This is a genomic window from Streptomyces sp. CB02400, from assembly GCF_001905725.1.
GTDB classification, from domain to species: Bacteria; Actinomycetota; Actinomycetes; order Streptomycetales; family Streptomycetaceae; genus Streptomyces; species Streptomyces atrovirens.
In genome coordinates this window covers 962,333-977,631 of the sequence record NZ_LIWB01000001.1, presented here as the reverse complement: position 1 = coordinate 977,631, position 15,299 = coordinate 962,333, and the positions used below count along the sequence as shown (strand labels likewise).

General features: G+C 72.0%; 13 protein-coding genes. 4 read left to right on the top strand and 9 right to left on the bottom strand.

Features of this window, described 5'->3' with window-relative positions; all coding sequences use genetic code 11:
• Nucleotides 1-44 precede the first annotated feature (44 nt).
• The gene (locus AMK33_RS04235) at nt 45-2,726 is read left to right on the top strand and encodes a cellulose binding domain-containing protein (RefSeq protein ID WP_073931291.1); all 2,682 of its coding nucleotides are present in this window, start codon (nt 45-47) and stop codon (nt 2,724-2,726) included.
• A gap of 69 nt (nt 2,727-2,795) precedes the next feature.
• On the opposite strand, the gene AMK33_RS04230 is transcribed toward AMK33_RS04235, so the two are convergent.
• Genes AMK33_RS04230 through AMK33_RS04220 form a run of 3 tightly spaced genes read right to left on the bottom strand, consistent with a single transcriptional unit; the run spans nt 2,796 to nt 5,790 of the window.
• On the bottom strand, nt 2,796-4,667 hold the full coding sequence (locus AMK33_RS04230; protein ID WP_073931290.1) for a rhamnogalacturonan lyase: 1,872 nt from the start codon (nt 4,665-4,667) through the stop codon (nt 2,796-2,798).
• A 38-nt stretch (nt 4,668-4,705) separates the two neighbouring features.
• The gene (locus AMK33_RS04225; RefSeq protein WP_073931289.1) at nt 4,706-5,479 is read right to left on the bottom strand and encodes a class I SAM-dependent methyltransferase; all 774 of its coding nucleotides are present in this window, start codon (nt 5,477-5,479) and stop codon (nt 4,706-4,708) included.
• A 5-nt stretch (nt 5,480-5,484) separates the two neighbouring features.
• Complete coding sequence (locus AMK33_RS04220) at nt 5,485-5,790, bottom strand: 4a-hydroxytetrahydrobiopterin dehydratase (protein ID WP_073931288.1); 306 nt, start codon at nt 5,788-5,790, stop codon at nt 5,485-5,487.
• Between the two features lie 134 nt (nt 5,791-5,924).
• Between AMK33_RS04220 and AMK33_RS04215 the strand changes: the two genes are divergently transcribed.
• Nucleotides 5,925-6,743, top strand: a complete 819-nt coding sequence (locus AMK33_RS04215; RefSeq protein ID WP_073931287.1) for a helix-turn-helix domain-containing protein — start codon at nt 5,925-5,927, stop codon at nt 6,741-6,743.
• Here AMK33_RS04215 and AMK33_RS04210 read toward each other — a convergent pair.
• A complete protein-coding gene (locus AMK33_RS04210; RefSeq protein ID WP_073931286.1) occupies nt 6,725-7,150 on the bottom strand; it encodes a hypothetical protein in 426 nt (141 codons plus the stop codon). The two genes, AMK33_RS04215 and AMK33_RS04210, sit on opposite strands and share 19 nt — an antisense overlap.
• Nucleotides 7,151-7,372: 222 nt before the next feature.
• Here AMK33_RS04210 and AMK33_RS04205 point away from each other — a divergent pair, with 222 nt between their 5' ends.
• On the top strand, nt 7,373-8,236 hold the full coding sequence (locus AMK33_RS04205) for a helix-turn-helix domain-containing protein (RefSeq protein WP_073931285.1): 864 nt from the start codon (nt 7,373-7,375) through the stop codon (nt 8,234-8,236).
• 47 nt (nt 8,237-8,283) lie between these two features.
• Nucleotides 8,284-9,099 carry an SAM-dependent methyltransferase gene (locus AMK33_RS04200; protein WP_073931284.1) on the top strand — a complete coding sequence of 272 codons (816 nt, stop codon included), beginning with the start codon at nt 8,284-8,286 and terminating at the stop codon, nt 9,097-9,099.
• A 19-nt stretch (nt 9,100-9,118) separates the two neighbouring features.
• Here AMK33_RS04200 and dnaK read toward each other — a convergent pair whose 3' ends face one another.
• The 5 genes from dnaK to AMK33_RS04175 form a co-directional block, all read right to left on the bottom strand.
• Nucleotides 9,119-10,993, bottom strand: a complete 1,875-nt coding sequence (dnaK, locus tag AMK33_RS04195) for a molecular chaperone DnaK (protein WP_073931283.1) — start codon at nt 10,991-10,993, stop codon at nt 9,119-9,121.
• A gap of 86 nt (nt 10,994-11,079) precedes the next feature.
• Entirely contained in the window at nt 11,080-11,814 is a 735-nt protein-coding gene (locus AMK33_RS04190) for a glycerophosphodiester phosphodiesterase family protein (protein WP_073931282.1), read from the bottom strand.
• An 81-nt stretch (nt 11,815-11,895) separates the two neighbouring features.
• A complete protein-coding gene (locus tag AMK33_RS04185; protein ID WP_073931281.1) occupies nt 11,896-12,324 on the bottom strand; it encodes an OsmC family protein in 429 nt (142 codons plus the stop codon).
• A gap of 98 nt (nt 12,325-12,422) precedes the next feature.
• Nucleotides 12,423-14,225, bottom strand: coding sequence for a vWA domain-containing protein (locus AMK33_RS04180; RefSeq protein ID WP_073931280.1), 1,803 nt, complete (start codon nt 14,223-14,225; stop codon nt 12,423-12,425).
• The gene (locus AMK33_RS04175) at nt 14,222-15,283 is read right to left on the bottom strand and encodes an ATP-binding protein (RefSeq protein ID WP_073931279.1); all 1,062 of its coding nucleotides are present in this window, start codon (nt 15,281-15,283) and stop codon (nt 14,222-14,224) included. Before AMK33_RS04175 ends, AMK33_RS04180 begins: the two co-directional genes overlap by 4 nt.
• Nucleotides 15,284-15,299 lie beyond the last annotated feature (16 nt).

The window sequence follows — 15,299 nt, the reverse complement described above, 5'->3', positions numbered from 1 at the left end:
CACGCTCTCCCCACTCCACCTCCCCCCAAGAGGAAGGAACCTCCGTGCGAAGAACCCGTATCCTCACGACCGTGCTCGCGCTGGCGGCCGGTCTGCTCGCGGGCGGCCCGCCCGCCCTGGCCGCCGGCGCCCCGGAGCCGGCCACCACGCTCGCCGCCGACACCTACACCTGGAAGAACGCGCGCATCGACGGCGGCGGTTTCGTGCCCGGCATCGTCTTCAACCGCAGTGAGAAGGACCTGGCCTACGCCCGTACCGACATCGGCGGCGCCTACCGCTGGCAGGAGTCCACGAAGACCTGGACCCCGCTGCTCGACTCGGTCGGCTGGGACGACTGGGGGCACACCGGTGTGGTGAGCCTCGCCTCCGACTCCGCCGACCCCGACCGGGTGTACGCGGCGGTCGGCACGTACACCAACGACTGGGACCCGACGAACGGCGCCGTACTGCGCTCCACCGACCGGGGCGCGAGCTGGCAGAAGGCCGAGCTGCCGTTCAAGCTGGGCGGGAACATGCCGGGGCGGGGCATGGGGGAACGGCTGGCGGTCGACCCCCATGACAACGACGTGCTGTACCTGGGCGCGCCCAGCGGCCACGGGCTCTGGCGGTCCACCGACGCGGGCGCCACCTGGTCCGAGGTGACGGCGTTCCCCAACCCCGGGAACTACGCGCAGGATCCGAGTGACACCTCCGGGTACGCGTCCGACAACCAGGGCATCACCTGGGTCACCTTCGACGAGTCGACGGGCGGCGCCGGGGCGGCGACGGAGACGATCTACGTCGGGGTCGCCGACAAGGAGAACGCCGTCTACCGTTCGACGGACGCGGGCGCGACCTGGCAGCGGATCGCCGGGCAGCCGACGGGCTACCTGGCCCACAAGGGCGTCCTCGACGCCGAGAACGGCTACCTGTACCTGGCCTACAGCGACACCGGCGGCCCGTACGACGGCGGCAAGGGCCGGCTGTACCGGTACGCGACGGCGACCGGCACCTGGACGGACATCAGCCCGGTGGCGGAGGCCGACACCTACTACGGCTTCAGCGGCCTGACCGTGGACCGGCAGAACCCGGGCACGGTGATGGCGACGGCGTACAGCTCCTGGTGGCCGGACACTCAGATCTTCCGCTCGACGGACAGCGGCGGGACGTGGACGCAGGCGTGGAGCTACACGTCGTACCCCGACCGCGAGAACCGCTACACGATGGACGTCTCGTCCTCCCCCTGGCTGACCTGGGGCGCCAACCCGTCGCCGCCGGAACAGACGCCGAAGCTGGGCTGGATGACGGAGGCGCTGGAGATCGACCCGTTCGACTCCGACCGGATGATGTACGGGACGGGCGCGACGATCTACGGCACGGAGAACCTGACGAACTGGGACGACGACACGTCGTTCACCATCACCCCGATGGTGCGCGGCCTGGAGGAGACGGCCGTCAACGACCTGGTCTCTCCCCCGTCGGGCGCCCCGCTGATCAGCGCGCTCGGTGACATCGGCGGCTTCCGGCACACGGACCTGACCGAGGTGCCGTCGATGATGTTCACCCAGCCGAACTTCACGTCGACGACCAGTCTCGACTTCGCCGAGTCCGACCCGAACACGGTGGTACGGGCCGGCAACCTGGACTCCGGGCCGCACATCGCGTTCTCGACCGACAACGGCGCCAACTGGTTCGCGGGAACGGACCCTTCGGGTGTGAGCGGCGGCGGGACGGTCGCGGCGGCGGCCGACGGCAGCCGGTTCGTGTGGAGCCCGCAGGGCGCGGGCGTGCACCACACGACCGGGTTCGGCACGTCCTGGTCGGCGTCGAGCGGCATCCCGGCGGGGGCGATCGTCGAGTCCGACCGGGTGGACCCGAAGACGTTCTACGGTTTCAAGTCCGGGAAGTTCTACGTCAGTACGGACGGTGGTGCGACGTTCACGGCGTCGGCGGCGACGGGGCTCCCGGCCGGTGACAGCGTGCGCTTCAAGGCACTCCCGGGTACGAAGGGCGACGTGTGGCTGGCCGGCGGGTCGAGCGACGGGGCGTACGGCCTGTGGCACTCCACGGACTCGGGCGCGACCTTCACCAAGCTGTCGAACGTGGACGAGGCTGACACCGTCGGCTTCGGCAAGGCGGCGCCGGGCGCCTCGTACCAGACCCTCTTCACCAGCGCGGAGATCGGCGGCGTACGCGGCATCTTCCGCTCCACGGACCAGGGCGCGACCTGGACCCGTGTCAACGACGACGCCCACCAGTGGGGCTGGACGGGCGCGGCCATCACCGGTGACCCGCGGGTCTACGGCCGGGTCTACGTGGCGACCAACGGCCGCGGTGTCGTCTACGGCGACACCTCGGACACCGGCGGCGGCACGGATCCGGAGGAACCGGAAGAGCCCGAGGAGCCCGAGGAGCCCGGTCCGTCGGGCGCCTGCGCGGTGACCTACAAGGTCACCAACCAGTGGACCGACGGCTTCCAGGCCGACGTCCAGCTCACCAACACGGGCTCGGCCACCTGGAACGGCTGGTCCCTGAGCTGGTCCTTCGCTGACGGCCAGAAGATCTCCCAGCTCTGGAACGGGTCCCCCACCCAGTCCGGTCCGGCGGTGACGGTGCGCAACACCGACTGGAACGGCACGGTGGCGGCGGGCTCGTCGGTCGCCTTCGGCTTCACCGCGACCCGGTCCGCGACGAACACGGCACCGGCCGTCTTCGAACTGGGCGAACAGACCTGCGCGGTTCGCTGAACACGCGAAAAGCCCCGGCCCGCCTGTACACCGGTACAGACGGGCCGGGGTTGTGCTCAGGAGGTCCGCTCAGGGGGTGAAGACCGAGGGCCTGGGCGGGGTGGGCATGTCGGCGCCGATGAGGAAGCCGGTGTGCGGGGGCTGGTTGTAGGCGGTGTTCTGCCAGGCCAGGGCCGTGCGGTACAGGGTGTCGTGGAGGAGGGTGGTGATGCGGCGGTCCGTGTCGTGGGGGGTGGAGTAGATGCGCAGGTTCTTGTTGTCGCTGGTGCGCCAGACGACCTCCTCGCGCCAGTCGCCCAGGATGTCACCGGACAGGACCGGGGTGGCCTTGGTGCCGTTGTTCGACGACACGCCCGAGCCGGTCAGCAGGCGGGTGTCGGAGGACGTGCCGTACTTGTCGATGCGGGTGCCGTCGAGGAGTTCGCGGACCGGGTCGCCGTCCCACCAGGCCAGGAAGTTGGTGGAGGACGGCTTGCGGCCCTTGGTGCCGCCGCCCTCGTCACGGATGCTGCCGTCGGAGGAGGACCACATCTCGGGGCCGGAGTTGCCCGCATGGATGTCCCCCGCGACCCCGCGGCCGTTGTCGCAGCAGGCGGAGAGCTTCCAGCGGACCGCGCCGTTCGAGGGGTCGATGTACAGCGCGGCGGGCTGGCCCGTGGACTCGGAGACCTTGTAGTACTCCAGGCCGGACGTCGACGCGTCGAGGTCGCCGAGGTGCTGGGCGTCGCCGTGGCCGGTCTTGGTGGTCCACAGGCCGTTGCCGTTGTCGTCGACGGCCATCGAGCCGTAGACGATCTCGTCCCGGCCGTCGTTGTCGACGTCCCCGACGGACAGGCTGTGCGAGCCCTGACCGTCGTAGCCCTTGCCCTTGTTGGTGGAGGAGTTGGTGTCGAAGGTCCAGCGGCGGGTGAACTGGCCGCCCCGCCAGTCCCAGGCCGCGATGACCGTGCGCGTGTAGTAGCCGCGGGCCATGATCAGGGAGGGGCGGGCGCCGTCCAGGTACGCGGTGCCGGCGAGGAAGCGGTCGACGCGGTTGCCGTAGGAGTCGCCCCAGGAGGAGACCGTGCCGCGGGCCGGGACGTAGTCGACGGTGCCCATCGCCCTGCCGGTCTGCCCGTCGAACATCGTCAGGTACTCGGGGCCGGACAGGACGTACCCGCCGGCGTTGCGGTGGTCGGCCGAGGAGCTGCCGATGACCGCGCCGGTGCCGTCCTTCGTGCCGTCGGCGGTCTTCATGGCGACCTCGGCCTTGCCGTCGCCGTCGTAGTCGTACACCTGGAACTGCGTGTAGTGGGCGCCGGAACGGATGTTGCGGCCCAGGTCGATGCGCCACAGCCGGGTGCCGTCCAGCCTGACGCCGTCGACGACGGTGTTGCCGGTGTAGCCGGACTGGGAGTTGTCCTTGGCGTTGGTGGGCTGCCACTTGAGCACGATGTCGAGGGCGCCGTCACCGTCGAGGTCGCCGACGGAGGCGTCGTTGGCCTCGTAGGTGTACGAGACGCCGTCGGGGGTGGTGCCGCCGGACGGAGCGCTGATCGGTACGTCCTTGTAGCCGGCGCGGAACTGGATCGCGTGGACCGAGTCGCCCTGCTCGGTGCCGTTCACCACCGCGCGGACGGTGTAGTCGGCGTGCGAGGGCGCGCCGGAGTGGAAGTAGGTGGTGGAGCCGGTGATCGGACTGGAGTTGACCTTGGTGCCGGCCCGGTAGACGTTGAAGGCGACGCCGTCCGGGTCGGTGCCGAGCCAGCGCCAGCTGACCAGGTTGCCGCTGCCGGTGTGGACGCTGACGACGCCGCGGTCCAGCTTCTCGACCTGCCGTGCGGTGGCGGCCTCTGCGGGCGCCTCCGACAGCGCGGTCAGACCGGCGCCGGCCAGCGCCGCCACGGCGAGTGCCGCGGGCAGGACGACACGGCGTCTGCGGTGCCTGTGGGGGTGGGTCACGGGACGGACCTCCTGGGAGGACGGATGGGTTCCGCCCCTCAGTCGCCGCCGGGGCCCTCCGGGTTGCCGTCCTTCCGCTTCCGGTACGCCCGGAGACTGAACACGGGGTCGGGGCGGGGCCGGTCCTGGTCGGGGAGCTCGGCCAGCCGGGCGGCGAACTCCTCGGCGATCGGTTCACCCGGCGGCAGGGTGACGAACCAGCCGCGTCGCAGGTCGTCGATGGTGCGGCGGGGGCTGCGGCCCTGCCCGTGCCCCCGGAAGCGGGCCCGCCCCGCGGGCAGCAGGCCGTGGGCCGCCGCGCAGGCGTCGACGGCGTCGGGGGCGTCGGGGACCGGGCTGCGCGGGCGGGCCGCGAGGACCGCGTCGATGTCGCTGCCGACGTTGTGCGAGGCACCCTTGTGGACGGTGGTGACGTACACCCCGCCGGGCCGCAGCACGCGGGCGCACTCGGCGACGACCGCCCGTACGTCCTCGGGCCCCGGCATCAGGTGCAGCAGCCACACACTGGCCACGGCGTCGAACCGGGCGTCCCCGAAGGGCAGCCGGCGGCTGTCGGCGCGAACCACCGCGCCCGGCAGACGGGCGACGGCCATCCGGGTCATCGCCGGGGAGAGATCGGCGCCCGTCACCCGCAGACCGGCGCGGGCGGCGGCCAGCCGCCGGGTCACGATGCCGGTGCCGCACGCCACGTCCAGCAGCTCCCGCGCCGGCGCCGGTACGAGGCTCAGCACGGCCTCCGCGGCGGCCGCCGCCCGGGGTTCCCCGCCGCGCAGGACGTCGTACCGTTCCGCTTCCTCGTCGTAGTCCAGCACGCGCCTCAGTGTGCACCGTGGCCGGGGGCCAGGTCCTCCACCCTGCGGGCGAGCTCGAAATCCTTCTCGGTGACGGCGCCGCCCGCACTGTGGGTGTGCACGGACAGGGCCACCGTGTCGTAGCCGAGGGTGAGGTCGGAGTGGTGGTCGAGCTCCTCCTGCACCTGGGCGATGTGGACGGTCATCGCCGTCGCCGCGAAGTGCGAGCCGAGCCGGTAGGAGCGGGTGAGCCGGTCACCGTCGAGCGACCAGCCCGGCAGTCCGGCCAGCCGGTCCTCGGTCTCCTTCTGCGACAGCGGTTCGACGGGCATGGGCTGCGCTCCTTCGCCGGTTCGGATCTCGTGATCTCGTGCGGGACTTCCAGGCTGCCACAGAAGATCCCCCGGGGCCCCGGCCGGAAGCGGGCGGCTCCCCGGTACGGCCGTTTCTCGATTACCGTCCTGGCATGACCACTGTCACGTCCGGTACCGCTTCCCGCACCGGGGGCGTGGGCCCGCTGCTGCGCGCCTGGCGGGAGCAGCGTCGGGTCAGCCAGCTGGAGCTGGCCCTGCGCGCCGACTCCTCCGCCCGGCACATCAGCTTCATCGAGACCGGCCGCTCCCGGCCCAGCGAGGAGATGGTGCTGCGGCTGGCCGAGCACCTGGACGTGCCGATGCGGGAGCGCAACGCGCTGCTGCTGGCGGCCGGTTACGCGCCGCACTACCCGGAGACCCCGCTGGACGATCCCGCGCTGGAGGTGGTGCGCGACGGCATCGAGCGGCTGATCAGCGGGTTCGAGCCGTATCCGGCGCTGGTGGTGGACGCGATGTACGACGTCGTGGCGGCCAACCGGGGGGTCATGACGCTGTTCGACGGCGTTCCGGAGTCGCTGCTGACGCCGCCGCTGAACGCGGTGCGGCTCACCCTGCACCCGCAGGGGCTGGCGCCGCGGATCCGGAATCTGCGGGAGTGGCGCGGGCACCTGCTGGAGCAGATGCGGCGGCACATCGCCCTGCACCGCTCGGAACGGCTGCGGGCGCTGTACGACGAGGTGGCGGCGTTCCCCGTACCGGACTCCGTCGGCCTGCCGGAGGAACCGGCCGAGCCGGTGGCGTACTTCGCGCTGCCGATGGTGATCGAGCACGAGGGGCGGACGCTGTCGTTCGTGTCGTCGATCTCCACGTTCAACACGCCCATGGACGTGACCGTCGCCGAGCTGGCCGTGGAGACCCTGCTCCCGGCGGACCCGGCGACGGCCAAGTACCTTCAGTCCTGGCTGAGCTGACGCTCCTTCAGCGCCATGTGCTGGAGCAGGGCGAAGCCCGCCACGGTGAGCGCCTGGAGGACCGTCCACACCGCGCCCGCCGCGGTCGGGGTGAGCCACAGCGCGAGGGCGGCGAGACTCACCGCCGTCCAGACGAGGTTGGCCTCGACGACGATCCGCACGCCGAGGGCGGGCGGGTGCGGCCGGGCGGCCAGCAGGCCCACGCCGGCCGCGTACCCGGCGAGGAACGCGCCGAGCCCGAGCAGCAGACCGGAACCGGCCCCGAGGAACCGGCCGAGCGGCCCGGAGAGGGCGAGGTAGGCGACGGCGTTGGCACCGGTCACCACGGCGTCGAGAGCCAGGAAACGCCGCAGCATCCGCTGCGGCTCCACGGTCCGGGCGAGTACGGCGAGCTGGGTCGCGGACATGACGCATCATCCTCCGTCGGGGTCGGTGGCCGGGTTCCGGGCCGGAGTGCGCCGGCCCGGAACCCGGTGCGTCCACGATCCCGCGCGGGCGGGGGCGGGTCGATTACCTCTCGGGTCATGCGGCGAGGACCAGCGAAACAGGGCGGTCACCTGCGACTCGTGAGAGTGTCGGAAGAACATGACAGACTGAGCGCATGCCCGGGCGCGTTGGGGAGGCGTGGCGTGAGTGAGCGGCGGGCCGCACCCACCGTGGGCCAGGTGGTTCTGGGAAGGCGGCTGCAGGAACTGAGGGAGGCGGCGGGCCTCTCACGGGAGGAGGCCGCCCGCATCCTGCGGGTGGCGCCCGCGACCGTACGGCGGATGGAGACCGCCGAGGTCGCGCTGAAGATCCCGTACGTCCAGCTCCTGCTGAGCGCCTACGGGGTGCCCGAGGGCGAGTCCGCCGCGTTCGTCGAGCTCGCCGAGGAGGCGAACCGGCCGGGCTGGTGGCAGCGGTACGGCGACGTGCTGCCCGAGTGGTTCAGCATGTATGTGAGCCTGGAGGGCGCCGCCCGTATCATCCGCTCCTACGAGCCGCACTTCGTGCCGGGGCTGCTGCAGACCGAGGGGTACGCGCGTGCCGTGCTGGAGGCCGGGACGATCGGGAACATCGGGCCCGACGTGGTCGAGCGGCACGTGGCGCTGCGCATGGAGCGCCAGCGGCTGCTGGAGCGCCCCGATCCGCCGCACCTGTGGGTGCTGATGGAGGAGACGGTGCTGCGGCGTCCGGTGAGCGTCGACGGCCGGGTGATGCGCGACCAGCTCGACAAGCTCCTGGAGTGGTCCGCGCGGGACCGGATCACGCTGCAGATCGCCGAGTTCGCGGACGGTCCGCACCCGGGGACGTACGCGCCGTTCTCGCTGTTCCGGTTCGCCGAGCCGGAGCTGCCGGACATGGTGTTCACCGAGTATCTGACCGGTGCCCTGTACCTGGACTCCCGCAAGGAGGTGTCGGCGCATCTGGAGGTCCTGGACCACATGACGGCGCGGGCGGCCTCGACACAGCGCACCGAGAAACTGCTGCGGGAGTGCCGCGAGCACTACTGAGCCGCGCGCCCGAGCAAGCCTTCGCACCCCTGAGGAGAAGACTGCCCATGACCGGATCCGACACCGCGCCCGCCCGCATCGACACCAGCCGGCCGCATCCGGCCCGGGTCTACGACTGGTGGCTCGGCGGCAAGGACAACTACCCGGTCGACGAGGAGCTGGCGCGGAGGATCCTCGCGGCGGACGGCACGGTGTTACGCGGGGCGCGGGCCAACCGCCGGTTCATGCACCGGGCCGTGCGCACCGTCGCCGAGGCGGGGATACGCCAGTTCCTGGACATCGGCACGGGCATCCCCACGGAGCCCAATCTGCACCAGGTGGCGCAGGGCGTCGCCGCGGAGTCCCGCGTGGTGTACGCGGACAACGACCCGATCGTGCTGCGGCACGCCGAGGCGCTGCTGCACGGCACCGCCGAGGGCGGCACGCGGTACGTGCACGCCGATGTGCGGGACGCGGACACGCTGCTGCGCCGGGCCGCCGAGTCGCTGGACCTCGGCCGGCCCGTGGCGCTGTCGCTGGTCGCACTGACCCACTACCTGGACGACGATCCGGACGGCGACGACGTGTACGGCCTGCTGGAGCGGTACACGGCCGCGCTCGCGCCGGGCAGCTTCCTGATCCTCTCCCAGGTCACGCCCGATCTCAGCCCCGAGGCCGTGGGGCAGGCGGCGGAGCACTTCCGGCGCGGCGGTACGCCCTTCCACCCGCGCTCGCTGGCCGCGTTCTCCCGCTTCTTCACCGGGCTTGAGCTGCTGGGCCCGGGGGTGATCCCGGTGCACGGGTGGCGTCCGGAGGCGGAGGACGTGGCGGCGCAGGCGGAGGGCATCGTGCCGGTGTACGCGGGGGTCGCCCGCAAGCCCTGACCGGTGCGGCGTACGGCGGTCAGGCCGCGCCGTTCTCGCGCCGGCCGGTGTCCTTGTCGTCGTCGACGATCTCCGCGTCGACGACGCCGTCGTCGTCCTGCGGCGGGGTGTGCTGTCCGGTGCCCTCCGAGGGGGTCTGCTGGGCCTGCGCGTACATCGCCTGGCCCATCTTCTGGCTGACGGAGGCGAGTTTCTCGACGGCGGCGCGCAGTTCGGCGGTGTCGGAGGACTGCTGCTCCAGCAGCCGCTTCACCCCCGAGACGGCCGACTCGACCTCGGCCCTGGTCTCGCCGGGCACCTTGTCGCTGTTGTCCCGCAGGAACCGCTCGGTCTGGTAGACGAGTTGTTCGGCCTGGTTGCGGGTCTCGGCGGCCTCGCGGCGGTTGCGGTCCTCCTCGGCGTACTGCTCGGCGTCGCGCATCATGCGGTCGATGTCGTCCTTGGGGAGGGCCGAGCCGCCGGTGACGGTCATCTTCTGTTCGCGTCCGGTGGCGAGGTCCTTGGCGGAGACGTGCATGATCCCGTTGGCGTCGATGTCGAAGGCCACCTCGATCTGCGGGACGCCGCGCGGGGCCGGGGGCAGACCGGTGAGGTCGAAGACGCCGAGCTTCTTGTTGTAGGCGGCGATCTCGCGTTCGCCCTGGTAGACCTGGATGCCGACCGAGGGCTGGTTGTCGGTGGCGGTGGTGAAGATCTCCGAACGCCGGGTGGGGATCGTGGTGTTGCGCTCGATCAGCCTGGTCATGATGCCGCCCTTGGTCTCGATGCCCAGGGACAGCGGGGTGACGTCGAGGAGGAGGACGTCCTTGACGTCGCCGCGCAGGACGCCCGCCTGGAGGGCGGCGCCGAGGGCCACGACCTCGTCGGGGTTGACGCCCTTGTGCGGCTCCTTGCCGGTGAGTTCGCGGACCAGGTCGGTGACGGCGGGCATCCGGGTGGAGCCGCCGACCAGGATGACGTGGTCGATCGCGGAGAGCTTCACGCCGGCGTCCTTGACGGCCTGGTGGAAGGGCTTCTTGCAGCGCTCGAGGAGGTCCTCGGTGAGTTCCTGGAACTGGGCGCGGGTGAGCTTCTCGTCGAGGTGCAGGGGCCCTTCGGCGGAGGCGGTGATGTAGGGCAGGTTGACGGTGGTCTCCGACGAGGAGGACAGTTCGATCTTCGCCTTCTCGGCGGCCTCCCGCAGCCGCTGCACCGCCATCTTGTCCTGCGCCAGGTCGACGCCGTACTGCCCCTTGAAGCGCTTGGCGAGGTACTCCACGACGCGCTGGTCCCAGTCGTCGCCGCCGAGGTGGGTGTCGCCGTTGGTGGCCTTGACCTCGATGACGCCCTCGCCCATGTCGAGCAGCGACACGTCGAAGGTGCCGCCGCCCAGGTCGAAGACGAGGACGGTCTGGTCGTTCTCCTTGTCCAGGCCGTACGCCAGGGCCGCCGCCGTCGGCTCGTTGATGATCCTGAGCACCTTCAGGCCGGCGATCTCCCCGGCCTCCTTGGTGGCCTGCCGCTGGGTGTCGTCGAAGTACGCCGGTACGGTGATGACCGCGTCGGTGACGTCCTCGCCGAGGTAGGACTCGGCGTCCCGGCGCAGCTTCTGCAGCACCCGGGCGGACAGTTCCTGCGCCGTGTAGCGGGTGCCGTCGACGGAGCCCTGCTCGGGGAACCGCCAGTGCGCGTCGCCCATGTACCGCTTGACCGAGCGGGCGGTGCGTTCGACGTTCGTCACGGCCTGCCGTTTGGCGACCTCGCCGACCAGCACCTCGCCGTTCTTGGCGAAGGCCACGACCGAGGGGGTGGTGCGCGCGCCCTCCGCGTTGGCGATGACGGTGGGCTCACCGCCCTCCAGCACGGCCACCACCGAGTTCGTGGTTCCCAGGTCGATTCCGACCGCACGTCCCATCGCTGTCCCCTTCCGCCAGGGCACCTCTCCGGACTTCCAGCACAAAACTTGAGCGGCCCATTGTCAATAGGTTGAGCGGGTGGTTGTCAACGAGAGGGGTGTGCGTCACGCAGGGCCACGGCACGGCGGGGCCGGTCGGTGATCAGCACGTCCACGCGCGGATCGCCCAGGAAGCCGCGCAGCGCCGCGTCCTCGTTGACCGTCCACACCATGGTGAACAGTCTGTTACGGGCCGCCTCGCGCAGCACGCCGGCGCGGGCCAGCCGCCAGTGCGCGGCGACCCCGTGGGCGCCGCAGGCGCGGACGCGGCGCATGGGCAGCAGCTCGCCGATCCGGGTCCGCACCAGCCGGCCGCGGGCGATGTCCTTGCCGTCCCGGCCGAGGGACAGCACGGTGCGCACCCGCGGACGGGCGGCGGTGAGGGCGGCGACGGAGCGGTCCTCGAGGGTGGTGGCGACGAGTCCGTCCTCGCCGAGCAGGGCGACCGCGCGGTCGATCAGCTCCCGCTCGTGGCCGGTCTCCTTGAGGTCCAGATGGGCGACGAGCTTCCCCGCGACCAGTGCCATGACCTCGTCCACGACGGGCACGGGGTATCCGGCGCGGTCGTTCAGCTCGGCGTGGGTGAGCGTGGACAGCGGCGGGCCGGTGCGGCGTACGCGGAGGTCGTGGTGGACGACGAAGACCCCGTCCGCCGTGCGCCGTACGTCGAACTCGACGTACTCCGCGCCGGACGCGAGCGCGTCCTCGTACGCCTCCCGGGTCGCCGGGGCGGCGCGCTCGGAGCCGCCCTGGTGGGCGGAGACGGCGGGGCGTGGCGTCATGGTGGTGCGGCTCCGGGTGGGGACGTGCCGCAGGCCGCCCCGGAAGGGAGCGGCCTGCGGTGGTGCGGCGCGGCGAGCGGGTCAGGCGAGCTTCGCCGTCAGGGTGATGTTCGTGCCCTTCAGCGCCTGGCTGACGGGGCAGTTCACCTTGGCGTCCTCGGCGGCGGCGACGAAACCGGCCTCGTCCAGGCCGGGAACGGTGCCCTCGACGGTGAGGTGGATACCGGTGATGCCCTCACCGGGCACGAAGGTGACGTCGGCGGAGGTCGTCAGCTTGGTCGGCGGGGTGCCGGCCTTGTCGAGACCGTTGGACAGGGCCATCGAGAAGCAGCTTGAGTGGGCGGCGGCGATCAGCTCCTCGGGGCTGGTCCTGCCGTTCGCCTCCTCGGCCCGCGACGCCCAGGTGACCGGCTGCTCACTGATGCTGCCGGAGGAGTCGAAGGCGACGACCCCGCTGCCCTTGAACAGGTTGCCTTCCCAAACGGTGTGTGCGGAGCGCGTGGCTGCCATGACGCATCCTTTCGAAAATGTCCGGCCGTGTGTCCGGCGGTGCTCGGTCCGGGCGCCCGGATCACCGGGTGCCCGCCCCCATCCGATCACATCACGGCTCAACTCACCCGGAAGACGGGCCCCCTCGCGGTGAACGGCAGCCGCGCGCCCCGCGGGATGAGGTACGCGTGCTCGCGCCGGACCCGCAGGACGTCGTCGCACCAGCCGTCGGTGATGACCAGGATCGGCGCGGTGGGCGGGAAGTCGTCGGCGCGCTGGAGGAAGTCGATGCCGGGCTGGAGCACGGTGCCGCCCCGGCCGCGCACCCGCACCCGCCCGGCGATCTCGGTGACCGGTACGTACCCCGCGTCGTGCGGTGCCGCGTCGCAGAACACCACGCGGGCGGCCGGTACGTCACGGGCCTCGGCGTAGGAGGCGATGGCGCCGAGCGCCTTGCCGAGCAGGACCCGGTCCATGGAGCCGGAGGTGTCCAGGACGACGCCGAAGGTGCAGCGGGCGATCTCCTCGGGCGGGAAGTGACGTCCCGCGCGGGGGATGTCGGGGGTGGACGCCTGGCGCCGTGAGGGACGCGCGTACGACCGGAGCGGTTCGGGGCGGGGCACGAACTCGTCGAACCAGTGGGCGAGCCGGGCGTCCCAGGGCACCGGCGGATGGCTGAGCGCGCGTATCTCCTCGACCAGGCCGGCGGGCAGGAAGCCGCGCTCCTGCCGGTCGTGCAGGTCCAGGCCCTGGGACAGGCCCCGGCGGTAGAAGCCGTCGAGGTCGACGTAGTCGCGGGGCGGGCCGAGGGGGCCGCCGAGGATGTCGCCGAGGCCCTTGCCGCGCAGGGTGGCCAGCCGGCGCATGCGCCGGAGGTCGACGGCGATCCGGTCGTAGACCTCCTCGGCGGACAGTCCGGCGAGCTCCTTGTCGTACAGCAGGCCCTCGGGCATGGTGCCGACCCGCATCTCCTCCAGCCAGCCGTTGACGACGTAGTCGCAGGCGACGTTGAACAGGTACGGGTCGCGTCCGCCGCAGCGGTCGCCGTGGCGCAGGGCGGCGTGGAGCATCTCGTGGGCGAGGACGAAGCGCCATTCCTCCTCGTCCAGATGCCGCAGCGGGTTGACGTAGATCTCGCCCGCCTCGGCGTCGACGGCGGCGACGGAGATGCCGTGGGCGCGGGCGAGTTCGGCGTCGGCGACGAGGGTGATGCCGGCCGCGATGCCGCCGAGCAGCGGGTAGGAGGAGACGAACCAGCCGAGCGCACGCTCCCAGGGGCGTCGTGGGGCGGGCTTGCCGTCCAGGCTGTCGAGGCGGCCGGCCGCCATGTCCATCGCGGCGGACACGGTGCGGGTGAGGGCGGTGGCGAACGCGAGCTGGTGGTCCGGCGGCTGCCCGTACCAGCCGTACCACTCCACGAGCAGCAGGTCCGCCTCGCCGCCGGCCGTGCCGCAGCGCTCGTACACGGCCGGGACCCCGTCCCGGCGCCAGCGGGCGGCGAGCCGTTCCTCGTCGCCGTCGGGGTAGGCGGCGGGCAGGTGGTCGGGCGTCCGGCCGACGGGGAAGCCGAGCAGGAAGCGGTTGACGACGACGCAGCGGGCGGCGAGCTCGCAGTGGTCGGGCTGCTCGCGCGTGCCCTTGGCGGCCGGGACGTGGCCGAAGCCGAGGTGGAGGACGGCGTGGGCGAGGGCCCACGCCCAGGCTTCCGGGTCGGCCATGCGGTCCGGGTGGGCGTGCAGGACGGCCTCGGAGTCCACGCGCACCAGTCCGTCGCGGGGCGCGAGCGCGCAGTTCTCCCCGCGGCAGACCTCGAATTCCACGGCGGCCAGCGCGGGGTTGGCCCGCACCAGCCGCAGCCCGGCGTCGAACGCCTCCCCCGCGAGGTCCCGCTTCTTCGGGCCCTTCGCCCGGCCGCGGCTCACCGGCGCGCCTCCACCAGCCGGGGCATGTCGCGGGCCGCCTCGACGAGGAACCAGGACGGCAGCACCGGGTTGCCGTCGCTGTCGGAGGCGATGACGGTCTGGGCGACCTCGACGGAGATCTCGGCGAGCTGCACCAGCAGCGACTTGGCACGGTACGCGGTCTGGCGGCCGTTCGCCGACATGTGCTCCTTGGTCGCCGGGAGCTCCTTGACGAGGCGTTCCCGGAACGACTCGGCGAGGTAGTAGAGCAGGTCGCGGTCCTCCAGGCGGTGCGGCCAGCGGGCCTCGCCCTTGATGACGGCGTCGATGCCGAAACGGCTGCGCACGATCTTGACGTAGCCGCAGAAGGCGGTGGCGTGCGCGGGAGTGAGCGTGCCGTGCGCGAGGACCTTCAGGGTGTCCTCGTCGAGGTCACGGCCGAAGGAGTGCAGCGCGTCGGAGAGCATGTGCCAGGAGCGGGGCGTGGAGAACGGCTCCTCGGTCTTGGGCGGCTTGGACCACAGGTGGTCGGGGCGGTCGGTGAGGTGGTCGGTGATCCACGGGTGGATGCCGTTGTCCGCCGCCCACACCAGCCAGTCCTTGGGGGACGCCTCCAGGTGGACGTGGGTGAGGCGGTTGACGAGCGCGGAGGCGATGGGGCGGGCGAGCGCGTTGTCGGTGGCGCGGTTGCCGGCGCCTATGACGATGGAGCCCTTGGGCAGCTCGTAGTCGCCGATACGGCGGTCCAGGATCAGCGAGTAGAACGCCTTCTGCACGTCCGGGGTGGCCGCGTTGAGCTCGTCCAGGAACAGGCAGTACGGCTCGTCACGGGCGATCGCCTCCGGCGGGCAGAACACCGAGCGGCCGTCGCGGATCTGGGGCACGCCGATCAGGTCCTCGGGGGCGAGCTGGGTGCCCAGCAGACTCACGCACTCCAGCCCCAGTGACTCGGCGAACTCCCTGACCAGGGAGGACTTGCCGATACCGGGCGCTCCCCAGAGGAACACCGGCCGCACGGTCGCGAGACCGAGCAGCAGCTCCGGGATGCGGGCGGGGGTGACGGTGACGGCTGCCTGCACGCAGCGGCTCCTGGGG